Source organism: Furfurilactobacillus rossiae DSM 15814 (assembly GCF_000428925.1).
GTDB lineage: Bacteria > Bacillota > Bacilli > Lactobacillales > Lactobacillaceae > Furfurilactobacillus > Furfurilactobacillus rossiae.
Window position 1 is genome coordinate 1 of record NZ_AUAW01000009.1, and the last position, 22,847, is coordinate 22,847.

The 22,847-nt window shown below is 43.2% G+C and carries 19 protein-coding genes, 1 pseudogene and 2 riboswitches; of the genes and pseudogenes, 14 read left to right on the forward strand and 6 right to left on the reverse strand.

Going from position 1 to position 22,847, the window contains the following annotated elements:
• Positions 1-309 (forward strand): integrase core domain-containing protein (locus G400_RS0106970; protein WP_027827216.1); only part of this gene is annotated, 309 nt, incomplete at its 5' end.
• A 75-nt stretch (positions 310-384) separates the two neighbouring features.
• Here G400_RS0106970 and G400_RS14725 read toward each other — a convergent pair.
• Positions 385-615, reverse strand: a complete 231-nt coding sequence (locus tag G400_RS14725) for a helix-turn-helix domain-containing protein (RefSeq protein ID WP_017260839.1) — start codon at positions 613-615, stop codon at positions 385-387.
• A gap of 139 nt (positions 616-754) precedes the next feature.
• On the opposite strand from G400_RS14725, the gene G400_RS0106980 reads away from it, so the two are divergent.
• The 8 genes and pseudogenes from G400_RS0106980 to G400_RS16640 all read left to right on the forward strand — a co-directional run.
• A complete protein-coding gene (locus tag G400_RS0106980) occupies positions 755-946 on the forward strand; it encodes a helix-turn-helix domain-containing protein (RefSeq protein ID WP_017260840.1) in 192 nt (63 codons plus the stop codon).
• Positions 947-999: 53 nt separating this feature from the next.
• Positions 1,000-2,304, forward strand: coding sequence for a hypothetical protein (locus tag G400_RS0106985; protein WP_017260841.1), 1,305 nt, complete (start codon positions 1,000-1,002; stop codon positions 2,302-2,304).
• A 12-nt stretch (positions 2,305-2,316) separates the two neighbouring features.
• Positions 2,317-3,516 carry a hypothetical protein gene (locus tag G400_RS0106990; RefSeq protein WP_017260842.1) on the forward strand — a complete coding sequence of 400 codons (1,200 nt, stop codon included), beginning with the start codon at positions 2,317-2,319 and terminating at the stop codon, positions 3,514-3,516.
• A 6-nt stretch (positions 3,517-3,522) separates the two neighbouring features.
• Positions 3,523-4,827, forward strand: a complete 1,305-nt coding sequence (locus G400_RS0106995; RefSeq protein WP_017260843.1) for a hypothetical protein — start codon at positions 3,523-3,525, stop codon at positions 4,825-4,827.
• A gap of 76 nt (positions 4,828-4,903) precedes the next feature.
• Positions 4,904-5,887, forward strand: coding sequence for a hypothetical protein (locus G400_RS0107000; RefSeq protein WP_026017038.1), 984 nt, complete (start codon positions 4,904-4,906; stop codon positions 5,885-5,887).
• 140 nt (positions 5,888-6,027) lie between these two features.
• Positions 6,028-7,179, forward strand: coding sequence for a hypothetical protein (locus G400_RS0107005; protein ID WP_017260845.1), 1,152 nt, complete (start codon positions 6,028-6,030; stop codon positions 7,177-7,179).
• 102 nt (positions 7,180-7,281) lie between these two features.
• Positions 7,282-8,262: a hypothetical protein gene (locus G400_RS0107010; protein WP_017260846.1), complete on the forward strand. Its 981-nt coding sequence runs from the start codon at positions 7,282-7,284 to the stop codon at positions 8,260-8,262.
• A gap of 506 nt (positions 8,263-8,768) precedes the next feature.
• Positions 8,769-8,887 (forward strand): annotated as a pseudogene (locus tag G400_RS16640) (IS200/IS605 family transposase); the annotation flags it as partial.
• 390 nt (positions 8,888-9,277) lie between these two features.
• Here the strand turns inward: G400_RS16640 and G400_RS0107015 are convergent.
• From G400_RS0107015 to G400_RS16270, 3 genes are all read right to left on the reverse strand, one after another.
• Positions 9,278-11,047 carry an ABC transporter ATP-binding protein gene (locus tag G400_RS0107015; RefSeq protein WP_017260847.1) on the reverse strand — a complete coding sequence of 590 codons (1,770 nt, stop codon included), beginning with the start codon at positions 11,045-11,047 and terminating at the stop codon, positions 9,278-9,280.
• On the reverse strand, positions 11,047-12,765 hold the full coding sequence (locus tag G400_RS0107020; RefSeq protein ID WP_017260848.1) for an ABC transporter ATP-binding protein: 1,719 nt from the start codon (positions 12,763-12,765) through the stop codon (positions 11,047-11,049). Before G400_RS0107020 ends, G400_RS0107015 begins: the two co-directional genes overlap by 1 nt.
• A gap of 534 nt (positions 12,766-13,299) precedes the next feature.
• Complete coding sequence (locus G400_RS16270) at positions 13,300-13,449, reverse strand: hypothetical protein (RefSeq protein WP_017260849.1); 150 nt, start codon at positions 13,447-13,449, stop codon at positions 13,300-13,302.
• Between the two features lie 167 nt (positions 13,450-13,616).
• Here G400_RS16270 and cls point away from each other — a divergent pair, with 167 nt between their 5' ends.
• Complete coding sequence (gene cls, locus G400_RS0107030; RefSeq protein WP_017260850.1) at positions 13,617-15,062, forward strand: cardiolipin synthase; 1,446 nt, start codon at positions 13,617-13,619, stop codon at positions 15,060-15,062.
• Positions 15,063-15,125: 63 nt separating this feature from the next.
• On the opposite strand, the gene dapF is transcribed toward cls, so the two are convergent.
• Positions 15,126-16,157: a diaminopimelate epimerase gene (gene dapF / locus G400_RS0107035; RefSeq protein ID WP_017260851.1), complete on the reverse strand. Its 1,032-nt coding sequence runs from the start codon at positions 16,155-16,157 to the stop codon at positions 15,126-15,128.
• Complete coding sequence (locus G400_RS0107040; protein ID WP_017260852.1) at positions 16,150-17,559, reverse strand: aspartate kinase; 1,410 nt, start codon at positions 17,557-17,559, stop codon at positions 16,150-16,152. Before G400_RS0107040 ends, dapF begins: the two co-directional genes overlap by 8 nt.
• Positions 17,560-17,750: 191 nt before the next feature.
• Positions 17,751-17,934: riboswitch (Lysine riboswitch) on the reverse strand.
• A 147-nt stretch (positions 17,935-18,081) separates the two neighbouring features.
• A riboswitch (Lysine riboswitch) is annotated at positions 18,082-18,259 on the forward strand.
• Between the two features lie 202 nt (positions 18,260-18,461).
• On the opposite strand from G400_RS0107040, the gene lysA reads away from it, so the two are divergent.
• The 4 genes from lysA (at position 18,462) to dapA (ending at position 22,846) form a co-directional block, all read left to right on the forward strand.
• Positions 18,462-19,778 carry a diaminopimelate decarboxylase gene (gene lysA / locus G400_RS0107050; protein WP_017260854.1) on the forward strand — a complete coding sequence of 439 codons (1,317 nt, stop codon included), beginning with the start codon at positions 18,462-18,464 and terminating at the stop codon, positions 19,776-19,778.
• Between the two features lie 207 nt (positions 19,779-19,985).
• Complete coding sequence (dapD, locus tag G400_RS0107055) at positions 19,986-20,699, forward strand: 2,3,4,5-tetrahydropyridine-2,6-dicarboxylate N-acetyltransferase (RefSeq protein WP_017260855.1); 714 nt, start codon at positions 19,986-19,988, stop codon at positions 20,697-20,699.
• A 30-nt stretch (positions 20,700-20,729) separates the two neighbouring features.
• On the forward strand, positions 20,730-21,878 hold the full coding sequence (locus G400_RS0107060) for an N-acetyldiaminopimelate deacetylase (protein WP_017260856.1): 1,149 nt from the start codon (positions 20,730-20,732) through the stop codon (positions 21,876-21,878).
• A gap of 53 nt (positions 21,879-21,931) precedes the next feature.
• The gene (gene dapA, locus G400_RS0107065) at positions 21,932-22,846 is read left to right on the forward strand and encodes a 4-hydroxy-tetrahydrodipicolinate synthase (RefSeq protein WP_017260857.1); all 915 of its coding nucleotides are present in this window, start codon (positions 21,932-21,934) and stop codon (positions 22,844-22,846) included.
• The last annotated feature ends 1 nt before the right edge of the window (position 22,847 follow it).

Here is a 22,847-nt window from a genome sequence, read left to right on the forward strand (position 1 = left end):
GAACCACTGTTACATACTGACCGTGGTTCTGCGTATACAGCTCGAATCTATGACTTAGAATTACGTCAACATCACATCACACACAGTATGTCTCGTGGTGGTAAACCTATTGATAATGGCGCCATGGAAACCTTTTGGAGTCATATCAAAGATGAATGGTTTGATCTACGACCGGCCGGCACGTTCAAAGAACTTGTCGCCTTAGTCGACGCTGGGATCGACTGGTATAACAATGGTCGTCCGCAAGAAACACTAAACGGCCTGACTCCGAATGAATATCGGAATCAGACCGTTCGCAAAGCAAGTTAATTTATATTATTTCGACTGTTTACTTGACTGGGTCATGTCCAGGAAGTTGATTGTCATCATTAATATTTAAACTATTTACTTTCGGCGGCTACTATCGACATACCCTTTAGCCAGCGAGTCAAGAGACCAACCAAAATAGTCCGCTAAAACGAAGAGTCGACTCGGTGGAATGTCGGCGCCCTTTTCGTATCTTTGAATGGCGCTTTTAGAAAATGTAATCGTATAGCGTTTATTCAGCGCGTCAGTTAACTCAGCAATTGATAAACGCTGTGAAGTACGCGCGTTATGCAGGATATCGTTTAACATAAAAGCTCCTTTTTGCTCTTAATTTTAAAGCAAAAAGAGGGCTTTTTTTGCGCTTTCCGTCAATTTATTGTTGCACTTGTTCCGATATCGAGTTATGATTCGAATGCGGGTCAAACGTCAAATGTTAAGGAGTAAAAATGTGAGCGAAAAAATGGATTTGAGAACTTACTTATATGCACACAAAATAACGAGAGAGCAGTTTGCTGATGCCATTGGTGTTTCAGTCAGTTCAGCTGCTAACAAAATCCATGGTCGAACACCGCTACATGTTGATGAAGCACAGCTGGCTCATGACAAGTTGGGGATTCCGATTCATATATTTTTACGTTAGTAACCCGATTTCGGGTTAAAATAAAATAAACCAAAATATGAGGGGTTATTTTGATGAACAGAAAGAAAGCAAGCGAATATTTTGAACTAATTAGGGGTAGAAAACCGACAGAGTCAGAACTAAAAAACTTGTTGAATAAAGAAAATGAGACGAATAGTTCCGTAGAATCTAATCACTCAGAGCGTATTAAGAAAATGAGAATCACAAAAGTGAGCGGTGTTTTTCAAATAACGCTTCTTGTTTTAACCGTTCTTTCAATACCCTTATGGATTTTAAAACCTACGTACTATTATCCATGGATGATAATAGACGGTACTTTAGGAATTTTATCTTTTGTATTTACAATTTACTTTTCTCATAAGTTGAAAATCCTTGAACTGAGCAGAGTTGGACAAGCGTGGAGCATGGTTTCGGATTTGTTAATAGTTTTGGTCGTAAGTATTGGAATCTTAGGGAACGCAAGTATTTATTTGTATGCCAGTCTTATCGGTGTCTATATGTTTGTACTTCCAATGTTATGTATAGGTACTGTACTCACCTTCCTACAACATCCAAAGAAATATGCAATTTCAGTAAAATACGCTAGAAAAATAAAAGGATTTTCGATTATATTTTTTCTACTATTCATATTCCTCTGTATTATCAATGTTGTTCGGTTAATTCATTTGTCTAAAAGTGAATATTTGTCGTTAGATTTGCTTATAAAATTTTTTATCATCTCCGGGCTGGTTATCATTGTTGCGCTTTTAATTGTTGCATTGATTAAAGTCAATCGTTATCACCCAATGAACTACATTGTATTAGACTTGGTTTTCTTTTTGGTCTTTTCTGGTGTCAGTATTTATGGAATTGTTTTGCAAAATACATACAATGATGCACTTAATAAAATTCATGAAATCAATACAGAAATCGTAGAAGATAAAAAAACCGAGAGTTTATATTTTGATGGTCAATACAAATTGATTGTAGATAAAGACAGTGGTCCAAGTGATAGAGCCCGTACGATTGGCAACAGAATCGCTGAACAGCAACGAAATCGTATTGAAAAGACTTTTGGATCTCAAATAGATAATTTAGGTGTTACCAGCCAGACAACTCAATTAAAAGAAGACGACTTAGATAGAGTTGTCAGGCGTGATTATTTGATTAAGTTAAATAAAAGAAGAGCCGATTTGAGTAACTACGAGTTTGAAATCGAGCTTTTTTCTAAGAAGTTGGAAAAGTTTCAAACTACAAATGACGAGCAACCATTAAGTAATTTCTTTGATCTAAACACTGCTTTAAAAATAATCAACAGCAAGAACTACACGGGGCAAATAACAACAAATGAACTAGAGACAGACGGTTTTTTGAATTAGTGGGAGGGCACTATGAACAAAGATAATACTCAGGAGCTAAGTGATTATTTTGAATTGATTAATGGTCGGAAGCCAGACGATGATGAACTTGAGTTTTTGAAGAAATCTGCTGCAATGAATCAAAAAGAGAATTCTGATGCGTCAGTAGAGAATTCAGAAGGTAAATCTGATGTTGAAGAATCCGATAATCAGGAAAATCAAGCTGAAATTGATCGTTTACAGAAAAAACTTGATAGGTATGAAAAAGACACTGAACATGTCGACCTACTGAATCGCTTAACGCCGACGCGCGAACATTGGATATTGATTTTGAAGTTTATTAAGAATAGCGGCATTACGTTCGCAGTCCTTGCACTATTTTTCATTATTTTACCAACATCGTTGTTAGAAGCACTGCCAATGTTTCGCTTTTGGGCATTATTAATCATTTTGGGTTTTACGTATCTTTATCCATTGTTGAGTAGGCGTGAACGCTTCGAGTGGGATGCCAAACTTGAAAAACGGCTCACTGAAATGCAACTCGATGGAGCCCGCGTTCGATCAATGTTTAAGAATGTAGCCAACGAAATGGCGGAGCGTATGCCTCGACAGCCAGATATACCACGTAGAGAGGAGACACAGGCACCAGAAAGACAAAAAGTAGCTCACTATCAAGAAGCTCCGGTGCAGGATTCCTTGGAAAATTCAAAAACTAAAGAAACGACACCACAACCTCGACAAAAAGTCGGTTTTGGTGCGGCGGAAATGTTTGCGATTATTGCTGGTGCCCTGGCATTGGCCAGTGTTTATGCGTTCAACTTTATTCAAGTTAATATTCCGATTTTGGGAAACTACGCGACGACACTATCTGACGTCTTAAATGCGCCTGGAGATTTCGTCAATAAGTTTGGCTTAGGTAGTTACATAGATACGAGTGATTTTACGGTATCCATTGCAATACTCACAATTTGTCCGATCGTTTTCATTCTGTTTGCTATTTTGCCAAGTCGAGTAGCTAAGGTGATTGCTGCATTATCAGCCTTTGTGGAGGCGGCCTTTTTAGGAACAATTGCAGTTAAAATTACGAATGCGATTTCAGAAAGTGACGTGGCGCAGAAAATCACAGAACAGGCTTCAAATTATTTTGGACCCGGCTTCTGGATATTAATTGTAGCTGTCGTTGTCATGGTGCTAACCAGTATAGGATTAATCACTAAGTCACTTAGAAAGTAGGACAAAATGTCAAAATCCGAGCAGTGGAAGAAATGGTTTGAAGAGAGCAACCATCGCCAACCAACATTTGATGAATACACAGAAGCACAGAGTAATGATTTTCGTTTTGAAGATTCGAGAGATGGTTCCAATCAATCTAAAAAGTCTAGAAAACGTCCGTTTTATAAATTCCTATTAGTTTTAGTCATTTTGATTGCTGTCTTAGGTTCAGCCTTTCTTTTTGTGAAACATCAAGAGGACGTTAAACGTGCCCGAGAGAATCGTAGAACCTTGACCGTTGGAAAATTAAAGAAGAGCAATAGTCTGATGGTGGCAGCGGTCACTGAATATGCTGTGCGGGCACTCAAAGTATCGGAGTGGGGCGAAGCTGAAAATCAATTTTCTAGCGTGTCAAACTGGAAGAAAACCGATTTCGATGAAGGTATCTATGAATTTGATGACGGCGATACCAACGAGAGTGTTGGATTTGTTTTGACAGGTTCAAATCAAGGTAGAGTCATTTTCAGAGGTAAAAAAGGGTCAGAATTCTCTGGAACTCAATTAAGTGAAATTGTGCATTATCTGAACAGTCATGATTTAGCACGAAAAGTTAAATCCCTATCAAAGAATGTTCACGTCAATGGTAAAGAAGGGTATAAGAACTCACCTAAAAAAATCGTAGGTGGGAAAAGCGATACCCCCAAAAAGACAAACGTTGATTCAAATTTTTTAACAAACAGTGATTTCGATTCGAACGTTTCTACAAATTCAGACGCTTTAAAAGCCATTATTTATTATGGGACTCAAAACTCTGACGCTACCCGTCAGTGGAAACAGTATGTAGTGGGCACCAATGAAGTTCCAAATACTTTGAGTCAAATTGAAGGTTATGATTCGCCACACTTTTTCCTTTCAAATAGTCAAGCAGGTGGTGTTTATGTTCGGTGGCCAGAGTTTGTTGTTACACATGATTCTTCAACGAGTAAAGATGGCATTGAGTACTCAGATGCTGGCCATGATCCATACTTTGCGTCATATGACGACATCATAGACTTTGTTAATAATGCCGGTGGTCGTAAAACTTTGGCAAATGTGGATTATCAAATGGCGACTGTCTCACATGATAAAGATCCTGCCAATCAACAAGTCCCTCCGGAGATGCAATCTAGTGATGATTCGAGTTCAAATAGTGACAGTAATGACAATAATGATTCAAATTCAGATGATAGCACTGACTCAGATGAGAATAACGACGATGACAGTGACTCGAGTGATTCTGATCAAAATAGTGTAGATACGAACGACGATAATGATGACGATACGGATAACTAAAAAAGAATGAGTATTTATTATTTCGACTTTTAAGCGGTTAGAAAAAAATTTAGAAAGTGTCTGGAAGGTGAAATATTTGAGCCTGTATCGATCAGTTAAATTTAATAGGATTTGTATTTTAGCGGCTATGATGGTGTTTGTGTTGACTCTTAGTGGGTGTGCGTCTTCCAATTCTTCAAGTAATAAAAAAAATGACGTTAAAGAATCAAAAAGAACAGAAAAGGTTTCAAACACGCCGGTTAAGAACAAGAGCGATTTCACTGTTGATGACTTGAAACAGCATCCAAAGATGTCTGCGACTGCTATTACTTTGTATGGAGATACACATATTCAAAAAGACCAAAAAGGAAAGGTGTCATCGAAGGATGAAGCTGATTTTGAAAGAGGTTTTGGTCTGGCAGTAGAAAGCGTAAATTCAACAACGGCAAAATACTACACGAATTCTGACAAAATATCGCAATTTAGCTATTACAGCCTAGTAGGAAGCAATCATGATCAGGTAACGTATTATAATACGCAAGATAAAACGCTCTTAAAGACTTCACTATCAGACGTGATAAGTTATTTGAACAAGACTTTAACGAATGCTGAAATGACGAGTATTGCTGATAGTATAAATATTTCAATGAAGACGAAGGAAACAACTGATAACAATATAAACAACCAGTCTTGGAACGTACAGGCGGCATTGAAATTCTTAAAGAGTGTGAACGATGCTTCATCACAGGGAGCGTCAATTATTAATATGGCCCAAATTGATTATGCTGGGGGTACTAGTACACTTCCCATTGATACGGATAGTGGTGCTACGGCGCCACCGAACAGTGTAATTATTGGTGGAGTATCAGGTAACGGTTCTGGTTCAGGACGTAGAAGTATTGTTCTTATCAAATATAGCGACAATACTGTAACGATGATTTTATGTAATGAGCCTAACGATGCTCCGTACTTAACAGTGGATGTCAGTGGCTCTGATTACAAAATTTTAAGACAAGATAGTATTTCTGGTGTTGATAGCCTTACTGATTATTTTGGTGGTTCAAATAACGCCAATAACTAAGACAACGGTGGTTCTATTTTGTTTTTCTAACATAGATGCCAGTCAAAATTTATGACGACGTTTTTTGCATGTAATTGTTGCGACTAGGTTGAGGATAATGAAATTAATTTTAAAAAGCACTTGTTTGGGGGGAATAATGAATGGCTTATAGTCGAAAATCTTCATTGAAAAAGGTCGGTATTGCTTTGATTGGCGTTGCACTAACGTTGACTTTGTCTGGCTGTAAGTCTGTTAGTTCTTCTGGTAGTAAAAAAGATAATGTCAAAGAGTCGAAAAAAACAGAAAAAATTGTCGGAATGCCTGTTAAAAACAAGAGCAACTTTACTGTTAATGATTTGAAACAGCACCCGAAAATGTCAGCGACAGCTATCACATTGTATGGTGATACACATATCCCAAGTAGTCATAGTAAAGAATTATCGTCGACGGATAGAACAAACTTTGAAAAAGGGTTTAGTCTGTTCGTTCGAATCGTAAATTCGACAACGGCAAAGTACAGCACAAATTCTGATAAAATGTCTCAGTTTAATTACTACAGCCTGGTAGGTAGTGATCATGACCAAGTGTCTTATTTTGATGCACGAGATAAAATTCTATTAAAGGTGTCATTAGCGAAAGTAGTTAATTATTTAAATAAGACGCTAACGAGTGCTGAAACAACGACAGTTGCTGACAAAGTAACGATTAATTCGAAAACTAACGGTGATACTGATCAAAGCCAAACTGCAAAGGATGAACAATCGTTAAACAACACAAATGCCGTTGCTTTTCTGCAAAAGCTTAATGATAGTTCTACTCAAGGTGCCGACATTGTTGGGGAAACATACGTTATCTATACCTCAGAACCAGGTGAAGGTATTCCTGTTCTTGAAAATAGTGGTGCGGTTACTCCACCGGATAGCATATTCGTTGCCGGAAATAATAGAAGTGGTGCGGGAGCGATGACCGGTGTCGTTCTCACTAATAACCATGACGGCACAATTACCGTGTTAATGTGTAATGGGATTGATCTAAATCCATATATTAAGGCTATCGTACAAGAAGGCACCTACAAAGTTTTATCTAGACAAGATCTGGGCATTCAAGGCAGCTTGACGGAATATTTTGGAGGATTTGATAAGCAAGCCAGTGAAGAACGCCGAGAGATGTCTGCACCAGATAGTGATTCTAATGACAGTAGTCAAAACAACTCAGATGGTAATAACGATGATAGTGCTGTTAGCAGCGATTCAAGTGATTCCGACGACGAGAATCAAGTAGATTCTAACAATGAAGATGACACTGATAACTAAGCAGATGTGTGGTAGGAATTTTATCATGTCAAGGGTATTTAACCAAATTAGGCAGAATTGTTTAAGGTTGTTTTGATGTATCTTTTAATGAGGGAGCATTACATGAAAAAATCAAAAGCAATTAAGTATTTTCAGGCTATAAACGGGCGAAAACCGTCTGAAAGCGAGTTAGAAAGTATTCTTAAAAGGGACACTTTAGTTCCATATACTAGTTCTAGTAGAATATTTTTGTGGTGCTATTTATTTGTTGGGGTTTTGAGTGGCGCTATTTTTTTATATGGTTTATACATTATTTTGGGAAATAGTGCTTTATCTGCTCGTAGGTTGATAGTGTTTTTGGGAACGGGCATTTTTTTGATTTTTGGATTTAGCATTACTTATTTTTGTAAAGCTAAGACAAGCAAAGCATTAATCGTATTAAATTCGTTTATTTTAATAGTATCAATAATATTGTGTTTCATTGATGGACAGTTAGTACAGCAGTATAAGGGTGTGTTAAATAATATTAATGAAATGAAAATGGAATTAGCAGACCAGCAGAAATTGGTTAATCTTGAGTTTGATGCAGGATATTTATTTAAAGTCCAAGTGTATAAAAATACGGATAACGATAAAACTGTAGATTTTAAAGGACCAGAAGTGAGCGCATTAAACGCATATATGAAGGTGATCTCTAATCATCAGAAGCAAATCCAGAAGTCTCGTGAAGTGTTTGCGTTGAATGGTGGACAACTGCTTTTTGACTTTGCGAATAATAATTATGCTCCTGATGAAGGTGGACATTATGTTGCTCAGTGGGAACGAGATGGATTTGTTAAATTTTCTGCGGGGGCTGCTATTGAGAACAAATGGTGGGCTGTTTATAAATTTGGTAACGTTGTAGCTAATTATTACAAAATCGAAAACGGAGGATATTTTCAGCCAAGTCCGGGCCAGCTGACTAAGGCTGAATCGCCGGCAGTACCATTGAGTGTAGAGAGTGGTTTCGATAAAGGAGATTGCGAGAAGATTGTAAAGAATTCTCTATATTCAGGGAAAGTAACTGAAACGCAGATTGAGTCCGATTACGATGATGTTAACTAAAAAAGGCTTTTTGTAGTTATCCAAGTGACGTTTACCCTAAAAGTTGGAACAACTTTCGGGGTAAACGTCAAAGGTAAATACGATCTATGCTTTTTTGATGCAGTTCATAATGCACATTAAGCAAAGTAAGTCCGCTATCGCTGTGATAACGAACTTTTTGATTTAGTGTTTTTAGACCAAGTTGAGCACGCAAACGCGCAAAACAATAAACCACGTGCTATGCGGGTGGGCGTTCATTCGTTCCAATCCAAATCCTCCTTCGGATTTAGAGTGAAGGTGTCGAAGCCAAACATTATAAATCGAAAGGGAATTATCAATATGGTGAATAAGATTAATAGCCAAGCTCCCGCTAAGCGATTATGCAAACACCATACAGTATTTACACCTAAGTAGAGGAGAAAGATTGATTTACAATCAATATCGAAAGGATCTTTAACAAGATATTCAATCATTGTGTCGATACAAGCGTGTCGGTATTATTGAGGGGGTATATGATGCCAGACTATGTTCATTTGTTAGTAAGCATTCTACCCAAGTTAAGTGTCTCCAGTTTTATGGGTATTTAAAAGTGGAAACTGCCTTAATGAGGTTCAATCACAATTTAAAGGACAAATTTGATAATCGTCATTCTTGACCAGCAAATTGCTACGTTAATACGGTGCTACATTTTCTTATTTCCGTGCTTGTCGGAATAATCGTTGGCATTTATCTTCGATTACTCGGCTACTGGTTAGATCGAAACAAGCATTAGGGCACGGATTTGTTTGACCAGCATCCGCTCAATTAAATTAAGTGTAAAAAAGACCCGATGCTTGTGGAGAGCATCGGGTCTTGATGTACTATTCGTTGCATTTATATATATAAAATTCTAACACGGGTAGATGAAAATACAATCACGAAATTTAAGTCGTTCATAGACTTAAATTGTGCTTACATGGGTTATCAGAAATAGTAGTAGAATTTAAAACTATTTTTAAGGTATTTTCGGGTGCTTTTTAAGAATTCAGGAAAATCTTTATTCAAACACAAACTGATTATGATACAGTTCCGAATAGAATCCATGTTTATCGAGCAATTGCTGATGAGTTCCTTGCTCAATCACATTGCCATCTTTCAACACCACAATCTTATCAGCGTTAAGAATGGTTTTCAAACGGTGAGCGATAACAAAGCTTGTGCGACCTTGAACCACGGCATCCATCGCTTTTTGAATGCGCGCTTCGGTGACGGTATCAACGTTTGAAGTCGCCTCATCAAGAATCAATAATGATGGGTTAGTGAGGATGGTCCGAGCGATACTAAGCAGTTGTTTTTGTCCCGTCGAGAAGACGGAATTTTCGTCCGTGACCTTGGTATCGTACCCATCGTCTAGCGACATGATGAAGTCGTGAATGTTGGCTTGCTTAGCCGCTGCAATCATCTCTTCATCAGTGGCATCAGGTTTTCCATACTTGATATTAAAGGCAATGGTGCCAGAGAAGAGGACGCTATCCTGTAAGACGATTCCGACGTGGTCACGCAGGTTTGTCATGTCAACCTGACGCACATCCTTATTATCAATAGAAACAGTCCCTGAATCGACATCGTAAAAGCGATTCAGGAGGTTCATAACCGTTGTTTTCCCAGAACCGGTAGGACCGACAAGAGCGACCATTTTACCTGGTTCAACGTCAATGGAAACGCCATGCAGAATCTCACGACCTTTATCGTAACTGAAATGGACATCATTTAGTGCGGCGCTGGTTGAGCCAGCAGGAATAATGGCGCCTTTTTCTGGTCTGATTTCTTCCGGTTCATCAAACATCTGGTTCAAACGTCGGGCACCAGTAACCGCTAATTGGAACATGCTGTAGAGTGTTGAAATTTGGGTGATTGGTTGATAGAACTGCTGCGAATATTGGACGAAGACAACGACCAAACCAAGGGCAGCGGCGCGGCTCATGCCTGAGTTCATTGCTATCCAACTACCGGCGAAGATAACAATCGCCGTGTTGACTAATGACATGCCTTGCATCAGTGGGAAGAGCATGCCTGAGTACGTTTGCGCCCGTGTTGTGGCCTTACGAACGTTTTCGTTGTGAGGCAGAAAACCGTCGATGGAATCCTGTTGCAAACCGTTAGTAATGTTGACCTTTTGACCGGCAATTTGTTCATTGATATACCCGTTCAATTTGCCGACTTCATCTTGCTGAATATCGGTATACTTGCGGGTACGGTTAATGAGAAAGGTAGCCAGGATGATAGCAACAGGGGCTGAGGCGATGGTGACCCATGCCATTTGCGCGTTCTGCTGGAACATAATAATCAAAATACCAATCATCAACGCGATGTTGGCCATGATTTCACCTAGAGCCTCATTAAGGGCATTGGAAATATTATCCAAATCACTGGTGAAACGGCTGAGAATGTCACCGTCTTGATGGGAATCGAAGAATCGGATCGTCATCCGTTGTAGTTTGCCAAACAAACCACGGCGCATGCGGTTCGTTGAGTAGCCCGTAATGTAGGTGATTGCGATGTTCATGACAAATGTTCCTAGGACACCGATGAAATAGAATAGGCCAAGCAGCCAAACAAAATGAACAAAATCACCTTTATTGCTGACGCCATGCATTAGGCCAAATACATATTTAGCCAGCGAGGTGACGGCCTTTCCCAGGTAAATAGGGGCCTTAACCTGAAAGTAGGTAGAAACGATGATAGCAATAATAACGATCGTAAAACTAATCTTATAACGTTTCAGATAATGATAGAAGAAACGCATTGAGCGACCAACGTCTGACATTAGGCTTCCCCCTTTCCCTTTTGAGTCTCATAAATTTCTTGATAGAAGTGGTTATTAGCAACTAATTCTTGATGGGTGCCTTCACCTACAAGTTTCCCGTTATCGAGGACTAAAATGCGATTGGCGTTGATTACTGATGAAATTTTTTCTGCAATGACAAACGTAGTTGTGCCTTTTAGTTCATGGTTCAAAGCTTCCTGAACCAGCTTTTCTGACTCGGCATCTAGCGCAGATGTGGAGTCGTCCAGAATCAAAATCTTTGGCCGGCCAATCACGCCTCGCGTAATGGATAATCGTTGCTTTTGCCCACCAGAAAAGTTGCTGGAACGTTCCTCGATATTAGCATCGTAGCGATTGGGCAAACGGTCAATGAACTCAGCAGCTTGCGAAATCTTGCTGGCCCGATCCATATCAGCAATTGAGGCATTTTTAAGACCTTGCTGAAGGTTGTGCGCAACGGTACCGGAAAATAGGATGGCCCGTTGTAGTACAAAGGCGACTGTTTTACGTAGTGAACGTTCATTGACGTCTTTCAAGTTAACGCCGCCAACACTAACCGTCCCGCTTTGCGGGTCAAACAAACGGGGGATGAGCTGGGCTAGGGTGGACTTACCAGCCCCAGTAGCACCAACGATGCCGATCATTTCGCCGGGTTTAACGTCGAATGAAATATCTGACAGGGTTGGTTGATCATCACCATCATAAGTGAAGGAAACGTGGTCAAATTTAACAGATCCGGTTAAGTCTTGCTCCGGCACATCCTTCTTGTAAACGATGTCCGGCTCAGTGTTCATGATTTCGTTTAACCGGTTTAAGGACACCATTGCACGAGCGGAAAAGGTGAGCATCATACCACCATTAATAATGGCAAACATGATTTGCATCAGATAATTAATAAATGACGCAATGGCAGCAACGGCACCTGGATGTGTTTGGGCAATGTCGCCAGTGAAGTAGATGGCGGCAACCACTGCCATGTTCCCAATCAACATAAAGGCGGGAATCATTAACGAAAAGAGAATACCGACGCCAATATTTTGGTCATTCAGTTTGTCAGAGACAGTATTGAATCGTTTTTGTTCATTGTTTTCTTGATTGAATGACTTAACCACGCGGACTCCAGTTAAGTTTTCCTTAGCCAGTTCGTTGACACGGTCGATTAAAGTCTGCATTAAACCAAAGCGGCGTCCCATTCGACCAAACGTACTAAGAACGACAAGCATAACAAGGACAATCTGAATCACGATGATCCACCAAAGCTGTGGCAGCGTGTTCAACGCGAGAATCAGCGCACCGACAAACATGATGGGAACTCGAATCAGCGCTTGGAGGACGGTCATAATTAGGTTTTGTACCTGATTGATATCGTTAGTTAACCGGACAACTAAACTGCCGGCTGAAAAACGTTCGATGTTACTAAAAGAAAATGCCTGAATTTTGCGATAGGCCATTTCCCGAATCGATGCGGCCATTCCCATGGCTACTTTAGCGGAGAAGATGGTGTTCAACACACCGGCAATCAAACCAACGAGCGCGATGACAATTAATGTGATCCCAATCGTTAGTATTTTATGATTATTGTTGGCGATGATGGCATTGATCACGTTTTGCAGCAATTTAGGTTGCCACAAACTGGCGGCAGCCATTACGGCCGCTGAAAAGACAGCCCAGAAGATCCCCCAGGCAAAGGGTTTTATGTTGGCGCGGATAATTTTCAAGGTTAATTAACCTTCTTTCTATGAACTATTGTTAATTTGATTTTTCGGTGATGGGCTTATGCTACCGGTTGTCAACATTGAAACTTCGCTGCGGGACCGGTTCAAGCCGGGAGTGCACCGTCTTTCACCTCGCCGCCAAGCCTCTGAGAACCGCGAGTCTTGGCGACCGTCCGTGCTGTAAATTCGAGAAGCCCATTCGAATTAACACCACTTTCACTGCTTCGTTTCAATGTTGACGCCCTTTCGCTCACATTCTGCATCAAATTAACGTTATCACTGTGTAGAATTGCGTGTGAGATAAATTACTATTCGGAGCTTTTATTGAAATGTGAGTGGAGGCAAACAGGGACAGAGTTTCGTGGTAGCAATACTTAGTGGGCGTACTTGGACCACTTAGTATTGCAGGGCGACTTCTGAGATCGGGTTATGAGCTCAGAATCGAGACCCAAGACCGTCTTGTGGGCTTGGGTCGGTCCCATGAAACGGCGTCCCTGTTTGCCGTAACGGGGCAGCCTTGGAAAACTGAATAGAAGCTTAATGTCGCCGATGAAGATAAATGGCGACAATGATAACGATGATGAGGAGCAGAATGATTGTGCTCCGCGAATCGTGCCCCAAAGCCTGTCGAAGCAAACGGAAATAACCAATCCCGTGAGGCAAAAAGACGCCTGAAATGGACCACATGTGTGTTGCCTCCTAAATTACTTTGTTTGACTTATTATACGCATTACAAAAATTATGAGAAAGCAATAAGTTGTTTGTGAGCAAATTTCCACAAAAAGGGGTCGCGTTGCTTCCTAAAGATGAGTAAGATGAAATTAGCATTTACGCGTATTGGAGGACCAATCCAGATGAACTGGGCACATTTTATTTTTGAAACAATTATCTATGTAAACGCGGTGTTGGCGTTCATTACCGTGTTTCGTGAACCGCGTGATATTTCAGCGACCTGGGCCTGGCTGCTGGTGCTGGTGTTCTTACCGATCATCGGTTTCATTGCTTACGCCTTTGTCGGTCGGCGATTGCCGAAGAATCGACTATTTCAAATTCAGGAACAAGAGCAGTTACAGCTTGATGAGCAGCTAGCGCTCCAGCGAGCGGAGTTGTCATCAGAGCGAAATGACGCGGATGATGTAACTGCCACCGCGTTAGGTACGGTCAATCTTTTTATCGAGTCAGATCAAGCCTTTTTAACTCGTAATAATCGAGTGCACATTATTTCTGATGGGAAAGTGCTGTTCCACCAGATGTTTGAAGACATCGAACGGGCTAAACAGAGTATCCATATCGAGTTTTATACGATCTATAATGACGACATTGGTAACGAGCTGTTGCGTTTGTTGATTCGTAAGGCGGAAGCTGGCGTGGCTGTGCGGGTGCTATACGATTCATGGGGTTCAATGGGTGTGCGGCCTAAATTCTATGATCCGTTGCGAGCCGCGGGTGGGGAGGCATATCCCTTCCTGCAAACGCGTAGTGCGTTAGTGGATTTTCGTTTGAACTTCCGTGATCACCGTAAGATTGTTGTGATTGATGGAGCCATTGGCTATACCGGTGGCTTTAACGTCGGCGATCAGTATCTTGGCCGTAAAGAGAAGTTTGGTTACTGGCGTGATACGCATCTTCGCATCGTTGGGGCTGGCGTTTACGGGCTTCAGTCACGCTTTATCCGTGATTGGAACGCCACCAGTCGCACCAAACCGTTAAACGTTACCAACGATTTCTTCCATATTACCAAGGTGAAGGGGGAAACCAACATGCAGATTGTTTCATCTGGTCCCGATTCTGATAAAGAGCAGATTAAGATGGGCTACTTAAGATTGATTAACTCAGCTCGCAAACGGCTGTGGATTCAGTCGCCATACTTAATTCCGGATGACTCCGTTCTAGATGCGCTTCGAGTCGCGGCCGGCAGTGGTGTAGATGTTCGCATTATGATTCCAAGCAAGCCAGATCATGCCTTTGTATACCGGGCAACCGAGTATTACGCAAAGCAGTTGTCTCGAAACGGCGTCAAAATTTTCAAGTATCGCAACGGTTTTATCCATTCTAAAACGATGGTCGTTGATGACGGGGTTGCCTCTGTTGGATCGGCGAACTTAGATTTCCGTAGTTTCAAACTAAACTTTGAGGTCAATGCCTTTCTGTATGATCCTAAAGTGACCGCGGAGTTGGCTAAGCTATTTGAAGCCGATATGCGCGTCAGTGAACTGACGACATATGAGACGTTTGCTCAACAATCGTATTGGCGTAAGTTCAAACAAACATTTTCACGCCTATTGTCACCAATTCTGTAGAGAATAAATATAAGGGATCGGTTTCGCAGCTAGATTGCGGAACCGGTCCCCTTTTTTGCAAGCTTAATGTTCATCTGCAGTTGGACGGACATCACCAAATGACCAATGTGGTAACTGGGACACGAATTGGTGGTAGGCGGTCTCTTCTTGAGTTGCGGCAACCTCTGCACTGGCAAGGTTGCCGGCGTGTAAGTCAGCTTCGCTCAAACGCAAATAGTCAGTGAAGGTCGCGTTGCCGATTAGGTCGATAGTGTACGCGGCGTTTTGGTGATGGGCGCGCGTTTGAACCATGCCACCTGGATTATAGATGGTCAGGAGTTGGTCAAGCTGAGCGGCTGGATGAGTCAGTACCCAAATTAGCGATGTGGCCGACATGCCGGTACCACAGGCGTTTGTAAAACCAACGCCGCGCTCAAACGTCCGCACAAAGAGGGTAGTGTCATTGATTTCCCAACCAAAGCTGACATTGACGCCATCAGGAAACCACGGGTTTTGACCGTTTAATTGTTGCCCGAGTGTGCCCAAAAAGGCGGTTGTTAACGCATTGGGATGATTATGGTCTGTGAGACTAATCAAATGCGGGTTTGGCACGGCCACAGCGGAAAAGGTTGCCGATGAATTTGTTGAAAACGGCAAGTTGTTCTCGTTTAGAAGTGGTGTTGTCGGGATTTGATGTAAACCAATCGAAGCAGCATCGAAACTGATGGGTTGAATGCTGACACTAAACGCGGGCACATCTGGCGCAAACGGCGTCACTTGATGAACTGGTAAATCAGCCGCATCTGTTTCAACTTGGAAGTCCGTTTGATGCGTTTGTTCTGCAAGATAGCGGCTGACGGTTCGTAAGCCGTTGCCACACATGCTTGCTTGGCTGCCGTCGCGATTGAATACCTGCATTCGGCCAATTGCGTTGGGATGACGACTGTCACTGACGACCAGGACGCCGTCTACTTTGCCCAGCCCTGCTGGTGCTGTGTCGTTGACTTGTTGCGCCAAATGACTGAGTTCAGCTGAGGTGAGGGCATGTTTAAGTTGTCGTTGATCAAGCAGGTAAAAACTATTTTCAGAACCATGAACCCGAATTAAATTAACCATGGGTAACCTCCTGTGCTGGTTGACGGAGTGGCAAACTAACTGGTTGATTAAAAAAGTCATTATAGATGAGGCGAACGGCGTCATCAGCCTGCGCTTCGCGAACACCAATCATGATGGAAATTCGTGACGCCCCTTGGTTGATCATTTGAACACCGATGTGGTGAGTGGCTAGCGGGTGCAAAATCCGGTCAATGACACCGACCTGATTGCGCATACCTTCACCAACCACCATCAAGATCGCGTAATCATCGATCCACTGCAGGCGGTCTGGTTGCAACGTTTCTTTGATATCTGCGAGCAAATGAGGAAGAACATCTGCCGGAATTTGGTTGCGGTCAAAGATGATCGTTAAATCGTCGATTCCTGAAGGCATGTGTTCGTAGCTAATGTGGTAGCGGAAGAGGATCTTGAGTAACTTTAGTGTGAAGCCAACTTCCCGGTTCAACAGATAACGGTGCAGGTAGAGCGCTGCGAACCGTTTGGAACTGGCGACACCCGTGATTAATCGTTTAGGCTGTGACTGATTCGTTGGTACAATCAGTGTTCCTGGCACACTGGGATGATTGGTATTCTTTACGCAAATGGGTACCTGACCTTCAATGGCAGGGATAATTGCTTCATCGTGAAACACTGAGAAACCGGCATATGAAAGCTCACGCATCTCAACGTAGCTCATCTTAGTGATTGGGGCTGGGTTAGCGACCACGTTGGGGTTCGCGGCGTATATGGAGTCGACATCCGTAAAGTTTTCGTATTCAGTTGCATGCAAACCGCGGGCAAGAATAGCACCTGTGATGTCTGAGCCACCACGAGAAAAGGTTACAAGGTGACCGCTGGTTGTATAGGCAAAGAAACCAGGGACGACCCATAGTTTATCTTCCGCTAGCAGCTCCTGACGGGCCACGGCCAGGTGTGTGTATGTCTGGGCCAAAATGGTCGCGTTGTTTGGCTCCTGCGTGGCAATTAAGCCAAGTTCGTGTGGGTCAACGTAGCGAGCTGCTAATCCCTGTGTATTTAACACCAGCGCTAGTAACTGTGCGTTTAACTTTTCCCCATGGGCTTTAAACGCAGCCATTCTAAAGGCTGGGCCACGAAATGATGTCGTTGGTAGGGCCAAAATTTGATCTGCCAGTGGCTTAAATTGAGCTGCCGAAATATCAAACGCTGTTGCGATTTCTTGATATCGGTCGATGATTTGCTGGCCGATTGACCGCTGTGTTTTACCATGCGCACGTGCGTAATCAATCAGTAAATCGGTAACTTTTTCATCGTTCTCATTTCGTTTGCCGGGTGCTGAAACGACCACCACGCGGCGTTGCCTATCCATTTGTAAAATCTGTATGACGTCGTTAAAATGCGTCGCATCTGCCAAGGAACTGCCACCAAACTTAATTACTTTCATCGATCCTAACCTCGCTTACCACGGTCGTTTTTCCAAACTGACCATTGTTTTGATGTTAGAAGGGGAATCGACACTGAAATCATTCACACCCACGATTACATTTAAAAAGCGCACCCAATGACTTTGTTTAACGAGGTCATTGGGTGCGCTTAGTCTAATCGAACGTAATCGATATAGTACCGGTTATGTATGGTCGTAGATAGCGCCCCGCAACTTTTTTGTTAGTTGCGACAGTCCTTGGGCTGTTAACCCAAGTCCCAACCCTAACTGAGACGAGTCAGTCAAAGTTTCGGCGAATCATCCTTTCACTAAGCGTCGTTAACCTCGTCGATTTCCTCTTAGTTACTTTTAATCTTCGCAACCTCTTCTATGATTACTGGCAATTATAGCGAATTAGTTTTCAATTACAATAGCTAAATGAAAATAAATGTAAACGCGTTGGTACACTGTTTTACTTGGAAATATAAAATTCAAATGAAGACTTGACGGGTTATGAAAAGAGCGATATGCTCATTAAAATTAAATGTGAAAAGAGGTTGCAACCAACAAGAGTAATCAGCGGAGTCGGGTCACGACATAGAAACTGATGAAAGGGGCGGTTGCCGAAGCTGGACGATTGACCATCGCTTTGGCTGGGATGTTGATGAACAATCAGCAAACTGTCGTGATGAAAAATTCATCGCGGGGCGCTTACGACATTCAGAAACGAAATGAATTTATTTTCGGGACTCTTTTGCGTACGCACCTATGCAAATGAGCCCCTTTTTCGTGCTATGTGTCTGTGCTTTCGGTTGTCAATGTTGACGCCCTTCAGTCTACCTTGCAAAGATGATCGCCGTATAGGCAAAGCGCATAACCGTTCGAATAGACACATAACTTCTAAAACTAAAAGGAGCAAAAAAATGACAACAACAGTTGAGTCAACGAAAAATCATTTAATGATCGGCGGTATGGATACCGTCAAACTGGCAGAGCAGTTTGGCACACCACTGATTGCTTACGATACGCAGGATATCGTTCGCCAGGTGAAGGCCTTTCAACAGACGTTTGCTAACCATCGAATTGATGGCATCGTGAGTTACGCGTCGAAAGCCTTCTGCGTGAAGGGAATCTATCAGCTGTTGGCGCCACTCGGTGTACATGCAGACGTTGTGTCAGCAGGCGAAATGGCAACGGCGTTTGCGGCCGGCTTTCCAGCATCTCGCCTGAGTTTTCACGGGAATAATAAGTCTGTGGATGAACTGACAATGGCACTGGATCATCATCTTGGCACGATTATTGTTGATAATTTTGTTGAGCTTCATTTATTACAACGTTTGCTACAAGAACGGGACGAAACCATTGCGATTCAAATTCGAGTGACCCCCGGCGTTAGTGCCCATACACATCAGTACATTCAAACGGGTCAGGTCGATAGCAAGTTTGGTTTCGACATTGGTTCTGGTCAAGCGGATCAAGCGCTGACAGAAGCCTTAGCGGATGACCATCTAGAGGTTCGTGGCGTTCATGCACATATTGGATCGCAAATCTTTGAGAGTACCGGCTTTGTAATGGCAGCCGAGAAACTGATTGAATTGCTGACCCATTGGCATGAAGCGTTTGGCTATTCCGCCCAGGTGCTAAATATAGGCGGCGGGTTCGGCATTAAATATGTGGAAGGTGACGATCCACAATCACCGGAGGACCAGCTTGATACTGTGTTGACGACGATTGAGGCTAGGTTAGGCAATCATCATCTAGAAATGCCGGAGATTTGGATTGAACCTGGCCGGTCGTTAGTTGGTCCGGCAGGAATCAATTTATATCGGGTTGGCGCAAACAAACGTGTCCCCGGTTTGTTACCATACGTGGCCGTTGATGGTGGCATGGGGGATAACATTCGACCAGCGTTGTATCAGGCGGCATACGAACCGGTATTGGCTAATCATGTTGAAGATTCTTCTAAAGAAACCATCCATATTGTCGGTAAATATTGTGAGTCCGGCGACATTCTAGTAAATGAAGCAACGTTGCCGGTCACAAAAACGGGCGATGTGATTGCCCTCTTAGCCACCGGCGCCTACGGTTATTCGATGGCCAGCAACTACAATCGTAATCCACGTCCAGCCGTCATTTTTATCGATCACAAACATGCCAGCGTCGTTGTCCGACGCGAAACTAACCGCGACATACTCGCATTAGATGAGGATTTTAAGAAGAGTGCCGCCGAAGCTCGGTAAGGCTCGAGCAACAACGTAAAGGTGACAGCGTGCAAGCGCACTTTGCTTGTGGGGTGACAGCTTTGGGTTGTGCACAGGGCCTTGAGCGACAGGTGCACGTTTAAAAGAGTGCCGCCGAAGCTCGGTAAAGCTCAAGCGACAGGTGCACATTTAAGAAGAGTGCCACCGAAGCCCTGTAAGGTAAGTCAATCATTGAGGAGGATTCACATGGCAGAATTAGATGCGACACAAATCATTCATACGATAGCGACCGCTAAGAAACAAACGCCGGTCAAGGTCACTGTTAGTGGCGAGCACTTACGTCAACTGACGATTCCAGATGGCATTGAAGCGTTTATGGAAGATCATACTGGTACGTTGTTTGGCAGCTGGCCGGTAGTAAAACCATTTCTTGAAGTACACCAAGATGTGATTGCGCAAACGCATGTGGAAACTAATGCCACTAATTCAGCGGTTCCGTTATTAGATGCACGTGAAATTAACGCCCGCATTGAACCAGGTGCCATCATTCGTGATCAGGTGGTGATTGGTGATCACGCTGTCATCATGATGGGTGCGTTGATCAACATCGGCGCAGAGATTGGCGCTGATTCCATGATTGATATGGGTGCCGTGCTTGGTGGCCGTGCGATTGTTGGCAAGCATTGTCATATCGGTGCTGGCGCGGTGTTAGCCGGGGTAATCGAACCAGCTTCTGCAGAACCCGTGCGCATCGATGATGATGTGTTGATTGGGGCTAATGCAGTGGTTATTGAGGGCGTTCATGTCGGGGAACACGCGGTAGTTGGTGCTGGCGCTGTGGTAACTGAGGATGTGCCAGCTAATACCGTTGTTGCTGGTGTTCCAGCTAAGGTAATTAAAGTTAACGATGCGAAAACGCAGGCTAAAACGAAACTTCAAGATTCGTTACGAAAGCTCTAGCACGTTTGACTGAAAGAAAGTTGGTACTGCATGTCTGAAACGTTAGATTTAATTCATATTCGCCGTCACTTGCACCAAATTCCAGAGTTGGCACTGCATGAAACCCAAACAGCTGCATATCTACGGCAAGTTATCGAAACGATGCCTCAGCAATGGTTGACCATCCATCACATACCAAGTTTGCCAACGGCCTTGATGGTTAAAGTTCAAGGAAGCCAGCCGCAACGGTGTATTGGGTACCGCACTGATATTGATGCCTTGCCAGTTACAGAGGCGACAGGATTGCCATATGCCTCGACAAATCCCGGCAAGATGCATGCTTGTGGCCATGATATTCACATGACGGTGGCCCTAGGGGTGCTCAATTACTTTGCTAATCATCAGCCCAAAGATGACTTATTATTTTTCTTTCAACCGGCTGAGGAAAACGACAACGGTGGCAAGTTGGCCGTTGAAGCTGGCGCCTTTACTGGCGAATGGCGACCTGATGAGTTTTATGGCTTGCATGTCAATCCGGAGCTGTCTGCAGGCGTGATTGGATGCCGCAATGGCACACTATTTGCCGGCACGACTGAAATTAACGTGGATTTTGTTGGCAAAGGCGGGCACGCGGCTTATCCGCACTTGGCTAACGACATGGTAGTGGCTTGCGCCAGTTTTATCATGCAAGCGCAGACCGTCGTCTCTAGAAGCGTTGACCCAATTGAAGGCGGCGTGGTGACGTTTGGCAAACTGAATGCTGGTAGTATTCGCAACGTCATTGCTGGCCGTGCCAGGCTGGAAGGGACCATTCGCGGACTAACGCAAGCGATGATTGAACACATTGACCAGCGGCTACAGGCAATCGCCAATGGCATCGCTACGAGTTTCGAGTGCAAAGTCAATGTTGAACTGAATCAGGGCGGTTACTTGCCGGTAGAAAACGACCCAAGGCTGACAGTACCATTTATTCAATTTATGAAAAATGCGCCAGACGTGGACTTTGTTGAAACGGCGCCGGCCATGACTGGCGAGGACTTCGGATATATGTTGCATCAATTTCCTGGCACGATGTTTTGGTTAGGCGTAGATGGTCACGCGCCGTTGCACTCTGCCAAAATGACGCCGGACGAGTCCGCTATTAGCAAGGGTGTCACCGCCATTACTGAATTTTTGGAGGATCGGATGACAAGAAAGTGATGCTCGGATTCGGTTGAATCCGGATGGCTCTCATTGACAAGGAGGAATTTAAAATGTTTGAACAAAATGATTTATTAACAGCAATTATCACACCGTTTACCGAAGATGATCATATTGATTTCGATGCATTAACGCGATTAACAAATATGCTCATTGAAACTGGTTCACGCGGTTTTGTCATTGGTGGGACGACAGGTGAGACACCAACGCTAACGCACGAAGAAAAGATTGAACTTTATACCCGTTTTGCACAGATTGTGGCTGGTCGAGGTGTCGTTATCGCTGGGACAGGCAGTAATAATACAGCTGCGACGATTGCCTTTAATCGGGAAGTAGATGCGATTGACGGGATTGATGGAACGTTGGTCGTTGTCCCTTATTACAACAAACCTAATCAACGGGGAATGGTTGCCCACTTTACGGCGGTTGCTCAAGCCGCTACTAAGCCGATCGTTATTTACAACATTCCTGGCCGAACTGGTGTCAACATGACTAACGAAACGATTCTCCAACTGGCACAAGTGCCGAACATCAGCGGTGTAAAACAGTGTGGTAGTGATGCAGATTTGGCGGCGTTAATTAATGATGCGCCGACAGGTTTTGCTGTTTACAGTGGGGAAGATTCCCAAGCTTTATTGGTAAAGGCACTGGGCGGGACTGGCGTCATTTCCGTTGCCAGTCACGTATATGGTCCAGCGATGCGACAGGAATATGACGCTCTAGCACAAGGTAATGTTGAACGTGCTGGCCAGATTCAACGCGACTTGATGCCAAAGATGGCGGCGTTATTCATGTATCCATCACCATCACCGGTAAAGGCTGTTTTAGATGCGCAGGGGCTACCTGTTGGTAACCCACGTTTGCCAATCGTTCCTCTGAATGACACTGAGAAAAGTATTTTGGCACAACGACTAGGCGTTCACCAACTAAGCGACATTCCGTTGGCAGAAAACACGGAGGCGGTATAGA